We start from the raw sequence: 14,906 nt of genomic DNA on the forward strand, positions 1-14,906 counted from the left end.
TACTAACCCTTGTTATTCCGGAGAATAGAAAAGTGCGATTGTGGAATTTGGTGGTCGTTTGTTTGTTGTTTGCCGCTATTGGTTGTTCGGCTGAGGACGTCCGCAACGACGCGGCACGAACCGCTGAGGACGAAGCATACATTCAGCAGATTGATGGCGAGATTGACGAAGAGGAACAAGGCTCTGCACAGTAGGTAGCAACCGTCCGATTGCTCAGAAGTGATCAGGCCTACAGGGCCAGTGACCGCTCGTGTCACTGGTCTTTTTTTGTGGTCGCTCGCAGAGGCCGGTCGCACTGCCCGGGTGGCGGGGGAGTGGTGCTTGCGCTGGTTTTCTCTTAAGTTGATGGACCGTCGAGTCCACCCTGCCAGCCCCTCTAGATTTGGATGCCCGTGCCATGGAGCGCCATTCCCTCGGAAATACAGGCCTCAGCTTATCCAAGTTGGGGTTTGGTGCTTCATCGATTGGTCAGGAATTTCGCAGCGTCGATCTCAACGAGGCGTTAGAGAGTGTCAAGGTCGCGTTGGATTGCGGCATGAACTACATCGATACGGCTGCCTATTACGGGCGGGGGCTGAGTGAGTTGCTGCTGGGGCGGATTCTGCCTGATTTGCCGCGAGAGTCGCTGGTCATCAGCTCAAAACTGGGGCGTTACGCGCCGGCTCATTTCGATTTTTCCGCTAGTCGAGTTCGCGAGAGCGTAGACATCTCCCTGGAACGGATGCGGCTCGAGACGATCGACATTATGTTTTGCCATGATATTGAATACGTCGATCTCGACCAGATCGTGGAGGAGACTTTGCCCGAGTTGGTCCGCCAACGGGAGGCTGGGAAGATTCGTTTCATTGGTATCAGCGGCTATCCGATGCGGATTTTTCAAGAGATCATCCCTCGTTTCGATTTGGATGTGATTTTGACTTACAATCATTACACATTGCAAAACGATATGGCCCTGGCGCTTGTTCCGCTCTGTCGTCATCACCAAGTCGGGCTCATTAACGCAGCACCTTTTTCCGCTCGTTTGCTCACCTCCGCTCCTTTGCCCGCTTGGCACAAAGCTCCCGAGGATGTGCGGGGCGTGGCTGCCGAGGCAGCTGAGTTTTGCCGTCAACAAGGAGTCGACATCGCTAAACTTGCGTTGCAGTTCTCGGTCGCCAACACGGATTTTGCGTCTTGCGTGACCGGTTCGGCTAATCCAGCTCGGGTCAAGCAGTGGGCTGAATGGCTCGAGGAACCGCTCGATATTGAATTGGTCAGCCAAGTGCAGGCGATTTTGCAGCCAATTCACAACTGGGTATATGTTGAGGGGCGTCCGGAAAATAACGATGGCAAACAGGTTGAATAAGGTGACTTTCCCATGCGTGCAATGCAGTTAGTCGAGCCCCTCGCGTTTCGGGAAATTGACATCCCTTCGCCTCCCGCCCCAGCCGCTCACGAAGTGTTGTTAAAGACACATTGCGTTGGCGTGTGCGGCACGGACATTGGCGGTTATTTGGGTAAGTTTCCTTTTTTTACATATCCAAAAATTATTGGTCATGAGTTGGGTGTTGAGGTTCTGGAGGTGGGCAGCGAAGTCCGCCACTTGCGAGTGGGTGACCGCTGCAGTGTCGAACCTTATATCAATTGCGGTCACTGCTTCGCATGTCGCCGCGGTCACACGAATTGTTGTCAGTCGAATCAGACATTGGGCGTGATGACCGACGGGGGACTTTGCGAACAATTTGTGTTGCGAGCTGACAAAGTCCACCCAGCACGCAGTTTAGCCTACGAGCAATTGGCATTGGTGGAAACGCTGGCGATTGGTTGCCACGCCGCGGACCGGGGGGCCTGCCGGGGCGACGACTTTGTTCTCATCATCGGTGCGGGACCGATTGGCCTGGCGGTCATCGAATTCGCTCGCTTGACGGGTGCCGCCTTAATTGTGATGGATCAGGTCGCTTCTCGATTGCAATTCTGCAGAGACACTTATGGAGTCGAGCACACGATTGTTTTTGAATCGAGCGAGCAGGCGACCGCCATTATCGAGCAGATTACGGCGGGGGATCGTTGCCGCGTGGTGATTGATGCGACCGGGAATCACGCCAGCATGGCCGGGGCGCTGCAGTTTGTTGCCCAGACGGGCACGCTGGTCTACGTGGGAATCAGCAATCAAATGATTGAGTTCCCGCATCCGACCATGCACAAACCGGAAATGACGTTAAAGGCCAGTCGCAACGCTTTGCCGGCTGACTTCACTCGGATTATTCGGCTCATCGAAAATGGTACGATTGATACTCAGCCTTGGATTACGCATCGTACCACATTTGATCAATTGATTGCCGATTTTCCCACCTTCACCGAGCCCAGTTCCGGCGTCATCAAAGCCGTCATCGAGGTAGCATAGATGAGTTCCAGCACGACAATTCACTCTGCCGACGCGCGTTGGTTGCGAGTGCATGACCGGGACAACGTGGTCGTCGCTTTAGAATCGATTCCAACTGGGATGACCGTCGACGGCGTGGTAACCAAAGACGCTGTGGGTCCAGGTCATAAGATTGCTTTGACTGAGATTCCTCAAGGCGCGCGTGTCATCAAGTATGGTTACTCGATCGGCATGGCTACTCGTCCGATCATGCCGGGCGACTTTGTGCACTCACACAATTTAGCCACCGGACTCGATGCGAATCTGGATTATCGCTGGCAACGCGACGAGTCGCTGGCGACTCCGACCAAATCCGAGCCGTTGACTTTTGAAGGCTTTCGTCGCGCGGATGGACGGGCGGCGATCCGCAATGAGATATGGATTATCAACACGGTCGGTTGTATTAACATGACCGCCTCGCGTATCGCCCAACGTGCCTCTGCAATGTTTGCCGGCAAGGGAGTCGATGGTATTTACAGTTTTCCTCATCCTTTTGGTTGCTCGCAGTTGGGCGACGACTTGCAAGCCACGCAGGCAATCCTGGGCGGATTGATTCGACATCCCAACGCGGCCGGCGTGTTGGTCATCGGTTTGGGTTGTGAGAACAATCAGATCCGCATGCAACTGGAGCGGGCGGGGATCGAAAATGCCGATCGTATTCGTTATTTCAATGCCCAGGAGGTGGAAGACGAAGTCGAGCATGGAATTGCCATGGTGGGAGAATTGGTCGATTATGCCAGCCAGTTTAAGCGTCAGCCATTGCCTTCCAATGAGCTGATTTTGGCCATGAAGTGTGGCGGCAGCGATGGCTTCAGCGGGATTACGGGAAATCCTTTGGTGGGACGCATCGCCGATAAGCATTGCGGGTCGGGGGGGACCACGATTCTCAGCGAAGTGCCGGAAATGTTCGGGGCCGAACAACTGCTCATGCAGCGCGCGACCAGTCAGCAGGTTTTCTCAGACACGGTTGCCTTGATCAACGATTTCAAAGACTACTTTCGCGAGCATGACCAGCCGGTTTATGAGAATCCCTCGCCAGGGAATAAAGATGGCGGCCTGACTACGCTGGAAGAAAAATCGTTGGGCTGTGTGCAGAAAGCCGGATCGGCCGATATTGTCCAGGTGCTTCCCTATGGTCAACCGGCGACTGCTGGGTTGGGCGGAGTGGCGCTCGTGAATTCGCCCGGCAACGATGCCACCAGCTGCACTGCCATGACCGCTGCGGGGGCTCACATTATTCTCTTTACCACCGGTCGCGGCACGCCTTTCGGGGTTCCCGCGCCGACGGTAAAAATCTCCACCAACAGCGACTTGGCGACTCGCAAACCGGCCTGGATCGACTTCGACGCGGGACGATTACTAGAGGCTGGTGCCAATCCTGCCGCCCTAACCGATGAACTGTTTCAACTTCTGGTTGAGATCGCCAGCGGCAAAGAAGCCCACAATGAGACGAACGGCTATCGCGAAATTGCCGTTTGGAAAATGGGGGTCACGGTATGAGTGAGACGGTGCTGCAGTTCGGGGCTGGACGATTTCTTCGGGGTTTCATCGATCGCTTCATCAGCGAACTGAATCACGGTGGCCAGCAATTGGGGTCGGTGGTTGTCGTGCAATCGACCGCGGGGGCTCGGGCTGAGCTTTTGAATCAAGCTGTTGATGGCTTCACCGTGGTCGTGCGGGGCCGCGAGCAGGGAGAGCTGATTGACCGCGAAGTAAAGGTTCACAGCATCTCGCGAGCTTTGGTGGCCGATCAGCAGTGGCAGCAAGTGTTGGATTTTGCCACCAGCGAGTCGCTGGGGCTGATCGTCAGTAATGCGACGGAGGCCGGCTACGTGCTCAGCCCGTCACCGCAGCCTGCGAAAGCACCGGCGACCTTGCCCGGAAAATTGACCGCCGTGTTGGCTGCGCGATTTGCAGCCGACCTGCCGCCGCTGACCATCTTGCCCTGCGAGTTAATCTCACGGAATGCCGATCGACTCCGCGAATTGGTGCTGGAGCAAGCCGATCAATGGGGCTTGCCGGCCACTTTTCGGCACTACGCTGGCGACATGTGTTACTGGTTAAATAATTTGGTCGATTGCATGATCTCGGATTTACCCCAAGATGATCCGCGGGTTTTAAGCGATCCGTTGGCGATTACCGCCGAGCCGTATGCGCTACTGGCAATTGAAAACCCTCAGCACGTAGCGGTACCACTGGCTGATCATCCGGCGGTTCAGGTCGTGGACGATCTGGAACCTTATTACTTGCGAAAAGTTCGCGTGCTCAATGGGATTCATACCGCCATGGTGGCGCGTTATCTGAATAGCGATCTTGCGACGGTCCAAGCGGTGTTGGAAGATGCCGCAGGCTGGCGGTGGACTCGCGATTTGCTGTATGGGGAGATCTTGCCAACGTTGATTGGCAAAGTCGACGGGGCGGTAGAGTTTGTGGACACCACGATTGAACGCTTCCGCAATCCCTTCATGGCCCATCGGCTCAGCGACATTCGTTTGAATCACGAGCAGAAAGTCATTGTTAGATTGTTGCCAACGGCGGACGATTTCGAGCGACTCTTTGGGCACCGCCCGCCACTGATACAAAACGCCATTGAAACGGAACTGGAGCCGGTCGGGTGATGAGCAGACAGGAGATACTTAGCCGGATTGAGGCGAGTGGAATCGTAGCGGTAATCCGAGCCGACAATGCCGAGCAGGCTGTGCAGACTTGCCGCGCGCTGGCCGCTGGTGGTGTGATTGCTTGGGAAATTGCCATGACAACTCCCGGAGCCCTGCGCGCCATCGAGCGGGTTGCTGATGAACTGGGTGATCAAGGCTTGCCCGGAGTGGGAACGGTGTTGGATACCGAAACGGCGGTCGCCGCGGTACATGCCGGTGCTCAATTTGTATTCGCGCCGATCATTGAACCCAAAGTGATTGAAGCGGTACACCGCTATGATCGCGTGATGGTTCCGGGCGGTTTGACCCCCACGGAGATCGCCACCGCTTGGGCCGCCGGGGCTGACCTGGTGAAAGTCTTTCCGGCAAATCATTTTGGTCCCCAGTACTTTCGCGACCTGCAAGGCCCGTTACCCCAAGTCCGCCTGACACCGACAGGTGGTGTCGATCTCACCACCGGAGCCGCTTGGATTCAGGCGGGTGCGGTTGCTTTGGGAGTCGGCAGTTCGTTGGTCAAGAAAGACTATATTCGTAATCAACAGTGGGATCGGCTGAGCCAACTCGCTGCTGAATTTATTCAACTTGTTACCACAGCACGTTCAGCCGATTAAATGAAATCTTGTCTCACTGTCTCGCTAGTCGAAGAAGCTCGCGGTGGTCCCTTTGTGTTGTGGGATGGAATTCCCGCCGCCTGTAAAACGGCTTCGCAACTCGGTTACCATGCAATTGAAATTTTTCCCCCAGGACCTCAAGCAATCGATCCCGAAAGTTTAGGGGCGATGCTGCGGGATCATAATCTAAAACTGGCGGCGGTCGGCACGGGAGCGGGCTGGGTTAAGCATCGTCTCCAGTTAGCCGACGCAGACGAAGGTCGTCGTGCCGCGGCGATCGATTTTGTCAAATCAATTATCGATGTGGCCGGCTGCTTGGGGGCGGTTGCTATCATTGGTTCGATGCAGGGACGATCAGGCGATGGGGTCTCAGCGGAGGCGGCTCGTGGCTACTTGGCGGAAGCACTGGAAATCTGCGGTCAGCACGCTGCGCAATACCAAGTGCCGCTGATCTATGAACCTCTGAACCGCTACGAGACCAACCAAGTCAACACGGTCGCCGAGGGTGTGCGGCTGTTGGAATCGCTCGACACCGACAACGTAAAACTGCTGTGCGACTTGTTTCACATGCAGATTGAGGAAGCCGACTTGGCGGCCGCTTTGCGGATTGGTGGCACCCACGTGGGGCACGTACATTTTGTCGACTCCAATCGTCGCCCGGTCGGTGAAGGTCACATCGATTTCCGCAGCATCATCGCCGCGCTTCGCGAGATCGGTTACGACGGGTATTTGTCGGCTGAGGCTTTTCCCTGGCCCTCGCAACAGCGTGCGGCGGAACGCACGATCGAAGCCTTTCGCTATTGGACAGGTCGCAGCGAAACAGACTGATCGAAACAGACTGATCGAAACAGACTGATCGAAACAGACTGATCGCGACGGCACGAGTGGGGCACTGATTCTGTTTACCGTTTCTTTTCGGCAATGAGGCACACATGTTACGACATCAACTGATCCATCCAGAAATCAGCGCGATTCTGGCCCGAGCCGGACATCACAGCGCGATCTTAATCGCGGATGGCAACTATCCGGCGGCCAGCAAGAAAGGGCCAAACGCCGAGATCGTCAGCCTCAACCTGATGCCCGGCGTGGTGACTTGCGATCAAGTCCTGCAAGCGGTGCTGTCGGCGGTGCCGATCGAACAAATTCGCACCATGCAATATGAAACCAGCGGGCCCTATGCTTTAGCTGGGGATCCGCCCGTGTGGGACGAGTATCGCCGGACGATTGCTTCGGCGGGCCTCGAATTGTCGCTCGAGCCAGTCGACAAATGGGCGTTTTATGACGCGGTGGCCACACCAGACCACGTGTTAACGATTCAAACTGCCGACCAACAGCGGTATGCGAATATTCTGCTGTCGATAGGCGTGCGGATGGATTGAGAATTAGTGGGGGCGATTTAGAAGCCGTAAGAGAAACCCCAGCTCGAACCACGATGCCGTCGCGGTGGATGATAATAGTGACGCGAGGGAACCACGTAGGTCGGCACCACGTGCACCGGACGCTCAATATAGATCGGTTGCTGTTGCACGATCGGAGCTTGGCTGGTGACGGGAGCCGGCTGACCAACCGAGGCCCGCTGCATGGCTGAGATGACTTGCTCGCTGACGCCATTTTGGTGCAATTGAATGATGTCAGAGACTTCCAAGCGTCGTTGCACGCCACGCTCCATGATTTGATTGATCACGATGGAATCACTCAAACCACTGCGACTCATCGACACGACATCGGCGATGGAGACGGTTTGCTGAATGGCTGCGGCACGCTGCTGTTGGACTGCGTAGGACTGTTGTTGCTGCTGGTGATAGTAACGCGAAGCTTGCATCTGTTGTTCGCGTGCTTTGGCGTTGCCCAACGCTCCGCCCGCCAGTGCTCCGACGGCTCCGCCAATCACAGCCCCGGCCCCAGCCTCACCATTATTGTCACCAATAATGCCTCCAGCGATCGCACCAGCGATACCGCCCAACGTTGCCCCACGCTGGGTTTGCGGCTGCCATTGGCCCTGGGTGTTGGCGACTGGCAATACGACAAGCAAGGTAGCGGTAAAGATAATTGAACGGTTCATGGCGACTGTTCCCACGTCAATTTTAATCCTTGGGGCTGATGCCAAACAGGGACATCCGCGCACCGGTTGTTATCGGTTTGAGAACAGAGATAGATTGAACTTAAATTCCAATCAATCCCAAAAGTCGCCTTTAACCGTTCCAGATTAAGGACGTGGGGCAGCTGTGGCCAGCTCTTCCAGTTCGTCGCGTCCCACCCGAGCGCAGAAATCGCCCAGTGTCTCTCCATCTTGACGATGTAATTTGAAGGCCGAGAAAACTCCCACCAGCTCGTCGACCAAAACCGTGTAGGGGACTAAGTCTTTGTAGATAAAGCCCAGGCGATGTCCCAACAGCGCGCCACCCATGAAGACCGTGTATTTGTCTTTGGCTTTGCCCACAATCCCAATGTCGGCGTTGTAGGGACGCGCACAGCCGTTCGGGCAGCCTGTCATGCGAATCGTAAAGGCGTCACGATCAAGTCCGAGCTTGGCCAGCGGACCTTCCAGGTGATCAATGATGGTAGGCAAAATCCGTTCGCTTTCGGTGATCGCTAAACCACAGGTGGGCAGCGCCACGCAAGCCATCGACCAGCGACGCACCGTGCTGGTTTGTTCGGTCATGCGAATATTGTGGCGAGTGCAAATCGCCTCCAATCGCGCTCGATCGTCCGCTTGCAGATCACAAAAAATAATGCTTTGGTGTGCCGTCAAGCGGATCTCTGGATTCAGCTCCGCACAAATTTCCCGCATCGCCGTCTTTAATTGGCGTTGCTCGTTGTCATAGAGACGACCGTTCTCAATATTGAGGCCATAAGACCAAAGTCCATCTCCTTGCTCCTGCCACCCCATGTGGTCATCAAAACCATGCACGTCATCGGGCGTGCACTCAGCTAGCGGAGCACCAAAGTACTCTTCCACTTTTTCTCGGAACTTGGCAATGCCCCAATCGTTGACCAAGTATTTCATCCGCGCCCGCTTGCGGTCTTCGCGATTGCCAAAATCACGTTGCACCATGATGATCGCTTTGCAGACATCGACCACTTGGTCGGGCGTCACGAAAGCCATCCGCTGGGCAAGAGCCGGAAAGGTTTTTGAGGCGCTCGGTGTGGTTCCCAAGCCGCCACCGACAAGCACGTTGTAACCAGTGATCTGATCGTCACGGACGACCGCCAGCAGGCCAATGTCGTGCGTGTAAATGTCGATGCAATTGTCTTCGGGCAAGGCCAGCGACATTTTGAATTTCCGCGGCAAGTATGTTTTCCCATACAACGGTTCAACAATGTCACTCTCCTCCGCGCCGGCGGCCAAGTATTTTTCACCGGTCTCCTGATCGGTTAACCACAGTTCGTGATAGGCTTTCGTACGCGGTGCCAGTTCGAGCGCCAGGGTGTGAGCCAGGCTCTGCATTTCTTGATGAGGCCCCGAGGCACGCTTGGCGGGACAGCACATGACGTTGCGATTGACGTCACCACAAGCGGCCAGTGTCGATAATCCGACGCGATGGATGGTACTGATGGCGGTCTTCAAGTCACCTTTGACGATCCCATGCAACTGAATCGCTTGCCGCGTCGTCAATTTCATCGTGGCGTTACCGATGGAATCGCACAAATCGAGGTGCGCGATGAATTGAGCCGCCGTCATGATGCCGGCAGGAATCCGCGAGCGGAGCATCATCGAAAACTGCTTGTCGAGCCCCAGCTTCTTGGCCTTCGTCCGCAGGTCGCGATCGTCTTGCTGGTAGCTGCCGTGAAATTTCAGCAGCTGAATGCTGTCTTTGTCAAAGTGATCCGAATCGGACTTCAGCTCTTCGCCAAGCGTTCCAAATAAGAAGCCACTCTCCTGCTTGATGGTTTCGACCGCACTCAATTTAGGGGCGGCGGTGCCTTGGGGGGTATCTGTGGACATCGCTTGCACGATCCTTGTGGCTAATCCGAAGTAAATAGATTAATTCAGTCAACATTGGCTGCTTACGTTGACTATAGCGATTTGGATCCAGAATGGGAAGCGATTCATATGGGGGCGTGCGTTAGTTACTCACCCTTCTTGCTGCCTGCTGGGGCGGGTGATGATCGTGGCCAACACGGCACCGCAGAGCAATCCCAAGGCAACGATGGCCAACAACGGCAGCGGGGGAGCGTAACGCTCCAGACCGTGTTCGAGGTTGACCCCAAAGATGGCACACAGCGTGGCCACGGGGAAAAAGAATGCCACCAAGACATTCAGGCGATGGGCGGAGACTGCCATTTTGCGGCTCATGCGAGCTTCTTCCTCGGCCCTTCTGGCGATGGCAAAATCGAGTCCATTTTTGGTGTTTGTGTACAAGAGGTCAGCGGTGCGTTCGATTTCGTAGGCTTGATCGCGGAGATTGATTAAGCCGCGATCAGCGGAAATTTGTTTGCGTGCTTCCTGCAAGACGCTGTGCATGTGACTGGCGGCTCGGTGCAGCGGGGCGACCCCTTCGAGCACTTGAAAGTAGTCGGCCGCCGTCGCGGCGCGGTCTTCTTGTTGGTCGTAATCCTGCAAGACATCGGAGTATTCCGCGAGGTGTTTGCTGATCGCAGCGGCTCCGCCACCGAACTCGCTCGATTTCCAGGTACCGTCGGGATGACGCCAGAAATACCGTCCTTGTCGCTGGACCTCGTTTGGCTCGGGGGCTTTGTGCAGCACCAGCAACAGGTGGCCATCGGCGAACATTGCCCGCTGTCGACCAGGGCGATCTCCAAGGCGAGCACGAAATTCTTCGGGAACTTCCCACACTCGCGGCAACACAGAACGGACTTCCATCAGCAGTTTCCTGGTGGGAACTTGGGGCACTCGTTTGAGTCAAGCGACTTTCACGACTACGATTTTTGAATCGTCGCGCTAATTAGCAGCAAAGCTTAACTGGCCGCCATGGCAGCCGCCATGATGTTTTCTTCGCTGGCCTCGGCTCGGGAGAACTCGGCTGTTAGTTGGCCCTCGCTGAGCACCAAGATGCGGTCGGAAACAGTTAGCAATTCGGGCAGCTCGCTGGAAGTGAAGATAATCGCCAATCCTTGGCTGCTGAGTGAATCGAGCAAACGATACATTTCAGCCTTAGCACCTACGTCGATCCCCCGCGTGGGATCGTCCAGCAGCAGCACTTTGGGTTCGGTTAACAGCCAGCGTCCGATGATACATTTTTGCTGATTACCGCCGCTGAGGCTAGTGATTGCGGTGGTTTGACTGGCGGATCGAACGCCCAAGCGGCCGATGGTTTCCGTGGTCATTGCTTGTTCTTGCCGTCGCTCGATGAGTCCCGATTTCATCACCTGATTGAGTCGACAGAGGGTGATGTTTTCGCGCACGTTCATCTGCGGAAACAGTCCCAGGCGTTTGCGATCTTCGGTCACCATGGCGATACCAGCCTGTTTGGCTTCGGCTGGATGCGTGAAGCAAACTTTTTTTCCCTGCAGCAAGACATCGCCTTGGGGTGGCGTGGGACTGGCACCGAAAAGGCACTCCAGCAGCTCGGTCCGACCGGCCCCCATCAGCCCGGCGATCCCCAAAATTTCGCCTTGGCGAAGGTTGAACGAGACATCTTTGAGCCGGTACTTTCGCACATGTTCGGGCCACGGTAAGGAGAGGTTGCGGACCTCCAAGACGATTTCGCCGGGCTTGCGATCGGCATGCAATTGGACAGATTCAATCTCACGTCCGACCATCCATTTGGTAATTTCCGCTGGGCTGGTTTCATCCCTGGAGACAATCTTTACCACGCGGCCGTCACGCATCACCATGATCCGGTCGGAGAGTCGAAAGACTTCTTCCATCTTGTGTGAGATGTAGAGAATCGTGACCCCCGCGGCACGCAATTTTTCAATCACGCGGAATAGCCTGCTGACTTCGGATTCCGTCAAGGCGCTGGTCGGTTCGTCCATGATCAAAATCTTGGCGTCCAAGGAGAGCGCTTTGGCAATCTCGACCAGCTGTTGGTCGCCGATCCGCAACTGACCCACGGGGCGACGCGGGTCAACTTGGCAATCCAACATTTCAAATAACTCACCAGCGGCGCCTTGCATTGCTCGATTGTTAAGCATCCCCAGGGGGCCACACTTTTCTCGGCCCAAGAAGATATTGGCCGCGACGGAAAGTTCTTCGACTAGATTTAATTCCTGATGGATGATGCTGATGCCAGCCTCTTCGGCTTGACGAGTGCCTTGAAATCGCACCGTTTGGCCGTTTACTTGTAATTCACCTTCGTAGCTGGTCAGCACACCGGAAAGGATCTTCATCAGTGTGCTTTTCCCTGCTCCGTTCTCTCCACATATCGAAAGGAATTCGCCCGGTTTCACGTCAAAGGAAACATCGGCCAGCGCGACCACACCGGGAAATCGTTTCGTCACTTGCTGGAAGCAAATCACGGAATCGGCGACAGCGACCGAAGCGGCGGGGTGAGTGGCGGCGGACAAGGGTGCGGGTTCCAACTGCGGGTCAGCGTGACGACTTAGCGTGAAAAGTTAGAGCGTGATGGGCATGGGGTAAAAACCTCGCAGCACTAACTGGCAAGCAAGCGACGAGCTTGCACCCGTTCGGCGATCGCTTTGGCTAGCAAGATGACGAATGAGACGCCGGCCACGACCAAGCCGTTGCGAAGTTTTTCTTCGCTCGAAGTGACGCTGATCACGATCCCCAACAAACCGCTGAGGATCAGCACGTTGAGCCAACCGAGTGTGCCGGGGAAAAAGGCTTTCTTCGCCCCCGAGCCGCGCAACTCGTTGAACGCCACCGCCAAAATCACCAACATGCCGACCATTAAACCTTCAAACAGGTCGGGTTGGCTTTTAAACAGCTTGGCCACCGAATCGATCACCAAACGGAGAAAGAGCGTACCCAGCATGACGCCGCCGATGGTGCCGATGCCGCCGCTCAAACTGCAACCGCCAACGACTGCCGCGGCGATCGCGTTCAACTCATATCCCATGCCGTCGGTTGAAGGGCGACTGGTGCCGATGTAACAAGCGTAGAGCACGCCAGCCAGACCGGCTGTCATGCTGCCGATGCAGTAAGCCAACCATTTCAGCCTATCGGTGCGGATCCCGCTGAGCCGGGCGGCATCTTCGTTTCCACCCATCGCCACCAGGTGACGTCCAACGACACTCTTGCTCAGCAAAATCCAGAAGCACACGCAGAGGGCCAGCCAGATTAAACAGGGAACCCACCACAATTGCTGGCTGATTGAAGTTAGCGTTTCGTCGGTGATCGTGATTGATGATTGACGTTGCCCGTAGCGAATCGCCGTGATGTCTTGCATCAGTAACCGGGCCAATGATCGCAATCCGACCAGTGAAGCCAAGGTCGCCACGAAGGGCGGCAACTTGACGACCGTGATGAGCCAAGCGTGAAAGCTCCCAACCAGGAACGTGGCGAACAAGGTCAGCGTCAAGGCGGTCGAGATCACTGCCGCCGACAAGTCCGTCGTATCGGGTAAAAAGCGAGTCGGATCGCTCGGCCAGGGACGATCCAAATCGTTGGGTGCGAGCAACACGATAAAGCCGAAGAATAGCGTGCCGCTGAACGCAATCACCGCGCCGCTGGAAAGATCGATCCCACCACTGATGATGACGATCGCCGCTCCCAAGGCAAAAATACCAACCAAGGCGGTATCGCGAGCGATCGCCTTGGCGGTCAATTGCAGCGTGAAGACTTGGTGATAGGCGTCGCTGAACATTGCCGTGATCGAAACCACTAACAGAATTGCACCTAGTAATCCAAACTCATTGCGATGCTTACGGAGTAACTCGACCACGGTGAGGCTTCGGCGCGGGGATAACGAACAGAAAAGAGAGAGTAATCTTTTACATTGCACAGTTCATCAGCTGTGCACCTCGACATAAGTCTTTCGGTTATGTCAGCCGTTGAGCGCTAGCTCACTATTCCGCGGAACCTCGCGCTACCGCATTCCGGCTGATTCCGTTTTGTTTAGTGACTTATGGGGAGGTGCTTCGTAGTTAATGCCGACGTTTAAGAGCTGACCAAGCCGCGTTCCTTCAGCCACTCTTGAAATTCCGAATGGGTAAAGAAAACCGTCTCCGGCTCAAGGAGATCCGCCGATACTGGGGAACCCTCATCCGGCACCACCACGCGCAACTCGGTTCGATAAATGTCGTTCTCATCGGATAGCGAGTACGTGGGGAACATCGCTTCGACCTTTTCGGTGTTGTCGTTGGCCATTGCCAACATCAGCCCAATGCCCTCATAACCCATTTGATACGGGTTTTGCACAACCATCACATCGACGTTGCCGGTCCCCATGCCGGCAATGCTGTTTTCCGCCGCGTCAAAACAAACTACCTTCGTTTTATCTCGAATCCCGCGGTCTTTTACCACGTTGACCATTTGTGGCGTGTTATATGCCCAGATACCAACCAGCATGTTGCATTCGGGTTGTTGATTGAGCAGATCCTCGACATTCTTTCGAGCTCGAGTGGAGTCTCCGCCATCGCTGAGCCTGGCCAATTCTTGATACTGGGCCGCTTCGCCAATACCCTCCACAAAGCCTGACATGCGTTCCACCGCGTTGGCTACTCCCAGGTCGCCGACGAAGAAGGCATACTTGGCTCCTTCCGGGCTGATCGCTTGGGCCGCTTTGCCCAACTCTTGCCCGCCAACAATGTTATCCGTTCCTAGGTAGGCGTATCTCGCATCCCGAAAACGTTCGCGATTCACGTCGCTGTCGATGGCAATCACGGCGACTCCTTTTTCTCGCAGCGTTCGCATCTCATTGACGAGGTTGAGATTGTCAGGATTGAGAACCGAGATCCCCACCCCGGCAACGTCCGAATCAATTACATATTGCTTCAGCATGTCGATTTGTTTCTTGTCGGAGAAATCTCCCCGTTGAAAGTCGACCACGTAGCCTTGGTCGGCCAGCCCCAGTTCTTTCTCCGCCGCGCGAGCCCCCGCTTCGCAAGTATCCCAAAACGGATCGGGACCGTTAGTCAGAATGATCAATCGCTTTGGTTTTCCATCGTCGCCGCCAGCGCTTTGCTGGCCTGAATCGCTGCTGGAGCAGCCAACGAGCGTTAGCGTGAGGAGCGTTAGCATCCCGCAGTGCGAGAGCAAGCGTTTACTGCGCATGACCGCCATCCTTTGAGGTGGGTGAGTAAATTTGGAGAAGTTGTGGAGGAGGGTCGGAAGTCCAACGGCGAAAAACAGGCTGCTGCTTCACCGCAAAC

14 protein-coding genes are annotated in these 14,906 nt (G+C 55.5%); 8 read left to right on the forward strand and 6 right to left on the reverse strand.

Features of this window, described 5'->3' with window-relative positions:
* The first annotated feature begins 32 nt into the window (after nt 1-32).
* The 8 genes from SH139x_RS12650 to SH139x_RS12685 all read left to right on the forward strand — a co-directional run bounded on the left by SH139x_RS12650 (nt 33) and on the right by SH139x_RS12685 (nt 7,048).
* Nucleotides 33-194: a hypothetical protein gene (locus SH139x_RS12650; protein WP_488355567.1), complete on the forward strand. Its 162-nt coding sequence runs from the start codon at nt 33-35 to the stop codon at nt 192-194.
* Nucleotides 195-397: 203 nt separating this feature from the next.
* Nucleotides 398-1,345 carry an aldo/keto reductase gene (locus SH139x_RS12655; protein WP_488355568.1) on the forward strand — a complete coding sequence of 316 codons (948 nt, stop codon included), beginning with the start codon at nt 398-400 and terminating at the stop codon, nt 1,343-1,345.
* A 12-nt stretch (nt 1,346-1,357) separates the two neighbouring features.
* Nucleotides 1,358-2,383, forward strand: a complete 1,026-nt coding sequence (locus SH139x_RS12660) for a zinc-binding alcohol dehydrogenase family protein (RefSeq protein WP_488355569.1) — start codon at nt 1,358-1,360, stop codon at nt 2,381-2,383.
* On the forward strand, nt 2,384-3,901 hold the full coding sequence (locus SH139x_RS12665) for a UxaA family hydrolase (protein WP_488355570.1): 1,518 nt from the start codon (nt 2,384-2,386) through the stop codon (nt 3,899-3,901). It begins immediately after the preceding gene.
* Complete coding sequence (locus SH139x_RS12670; protein ID WP_488355571.1) at nt 3,898-5,019, forward strand: mannitol dehydrogenase family protein; 1,122 nt, start codon at nt 3,898-3,900, stop codon at nt 5,017-5,019. The genes SH139x_RS12665 and SH139x_RS12670 overlap by 4 nt, the downstream gene beginning before the upstream one ends.
* The gene (locus tag SH139x_RS12675; protein WP_488355572.1) at nt 5,019-5,669 is read left to right on the forward strand and encodes a bifunctional 4-hydroxy-2-oxoglutarate aldolase/2-dehydro-3-deoxy-phosphogluconate aldolase; all 651 of its coding nucleotides are present in this window, start codon (nt 5,019-5,021) and stop codon (nt 5,667-5,669) included. Before SH139x_RS12670 ends, SH139x_RS12675 begins: the two co-directional genes overlap by 1 nt.
* A complete protein-coding gene (locus SH139x_RS12680; protein WP_488355573.1) occupies nt 5,670-6,497 on the forward strand; it encodes a TIM barrel protein in 828 nt (275 codons plus the stop codon).
* A gap of 104 nt (nt 6,498-6,601) precedes the next feature.
* Nucleotides 6,602-7,048, forward strand: a complete 447-nt coding sequence (locus SH139x_RS12685) for an RbsD/FucU family protein (protein WP_488355574.1) — start codon at nt 6,602-6,604, stop codon at nt 7,046-7,048.
* A gap of 17 nt (nt 7,049-7,065) precedes the next feature.
* On the opposite strand, the gene SH139x_RS12690 is transcribed toward SH139x_RS12685, so the two are convergent.
* From SH139x_RS12690 to SH139x_RS12715, 6 genes are all read right to left on the reverse strand, one after another.
* Nucleotides 7,066-7,731, reverse strand: a complete 666-nt coding sequence (locus SH139x_RS12690; protein WP_488355575.1) for a YMGG-like glycine zipper-containing protein — start codon at nt 7,729-7,731, stop codon at nt 7,066-7,068.
* Between the two features lie 144 nt (nt 7,732-7,875).
* Nucleotides 7,876-9,615: an NADPH-dependent assimilatory sulfite reductase hemoprotein subunit gene (locus tag SH139x_RS12695; RefSeq protein ID WP_488355576.1), complete on the reverse strand. Its 1,740-nt coding sequence runs from the start codon at nt 9,613-9,615 to the stop codon at nt 7,876-7,878.
* Between the two features lie 129 nt (nt 9,616-9,744).
* Entirely contained in the window at nt 9,745-10,494 is a 750-nt protein-coding gene (locus SH139x_RS12700; protein WP_488355577.1) for a CorA family divalent cation transporter, read from the reverse strand.
* Between the two features lie 95 nt (nt 10,495-10,589).
* Nucleotides 10,590-12,140: a sugar ABC transporter ATP-binding protein gene (locus SH139x_RS12705; RefSeq protein WP_488355578.1), complete on the reverse strand. Its 1,551-nt coding sequence runs from the start codon at nt 12,138-12,140 to the stop codon at nt 10,590-10,592.
* A gap of 86 nt (nt 12,141-12,226) precedes the next feature.
* Nucleotides 12,227-13,477 (reverse strand): ABC transporter permease, encoded by a 1,251-nt coding sequence (locus tag SH139x_RS12710; RefSeq protein ID WP_488355579.1) that lies wholly within the window; start codon nt 13,475-13,477, stop codon nt 12,227-12,229.
* Between the two features lie 215 nt (nt 13,478-13,692).
* The gene (locus SH139x_RS12715) at nt 13,693-14,808 is read right to left on the reverse strand and encodes a substrate-binding domain-containing protein (RefSeq protein ID WP_488355580.1); all 1,116 of its coding nucleotides are present in this window, start codon (nt 14,806-14,808) and stop codon (nt 13,693-13,695) included.
* Nucleotides 14,809-14,906 lie beyond the last annotated feature (98 nt).

This window comes from Kothea flammea, from assembly GCF_052161645.1.
Taxonomy (GTDB): domain Bacteria; phylum Planctomycetota; class Planctomycetia; order Pirellulales; family Pirellulaceae; genus Laterigemmans.

Bases quoted from the DNA above. Each gene is read 5' to 3' on its own strand.
- SH139x_RS12655 (WP_488355568.1), top strand. From the start codon at position 398: ATGGAGCGCCATTCCCTCGGAAATACAGGCCTCAGCTTATCCAAGTTG.
- SH139x_RS12660 (WP_488355569.1), top strand. From the start codon at position 1,358: ATGCGTGCAATGCAGTTAGTCGAGCCCCTCGCGTTTCGGGAAATTGAC.
- SH139x_RS12665 (WP_488355570.1), top strand. From the start codon at position 2,384: ATGAGTTCCAGCACGACAATTCACTCTGCCGACGCGCGTTGGTTGCGA.
- SH139x_RS12670 (WP_488355571.1), top strand. From the start codon at position 3,898: ATGAGTGAGACGGTGCTGCAGTTCGGGGCTGGACGATTTCTTCGGGGT.
- SH139x_RS12675 (WP_488355572.1), top strand. From the start codon at position 5,019: ATGAGCAGACAGGAGATACTTAGCCGGATTGAGGCGAGTGGAATCGTA.
- SH139x_RS12680 (WP_488355573.1), top strand. From the start codon at position 5,670: ATGAAATCTTGTCTCACTGTCTCGCTAGTCGAAGAAGCTCGCGGTGGT.
- SH139x_RS12685 (WP_488355574.1), top strand. From the start codon at position 6,602: ATGTTACGACATCAACTGATCCATCCAGAAATCAGCGCGATTCTGGCC.
- SH139x_RS12690 (WP_488355575.1), bottom strand. From the start codon at position 7,731: ATGAACCGTTCAATTATCTTTACCGCTACCTTGCTTGTCGTATTGCCA.
- SH139x_RS12695 (WP_488355576.1), bottom strand. From the start codon at position 9,615: ATGTCCACAGATACCCCCCAAGGCACCGCCGCCCCTAAATTGAGTGCG.
- SH139x_RS12700 (WP_488355577.1), bottom strand. From the start codon at position 10,494: ATGGAAGTCCGTTCTGTGTTGCCGCGAGTGTGGGAAGTTCCCGAAGAA.
- SH139x_RS12715 (WP_488355580.1), bottom strand. From the start codon at position 14,808: ATGCGCAGTAAACGCTTGCTCTCGCACTGCGGGATGCTAACGCTCCTC.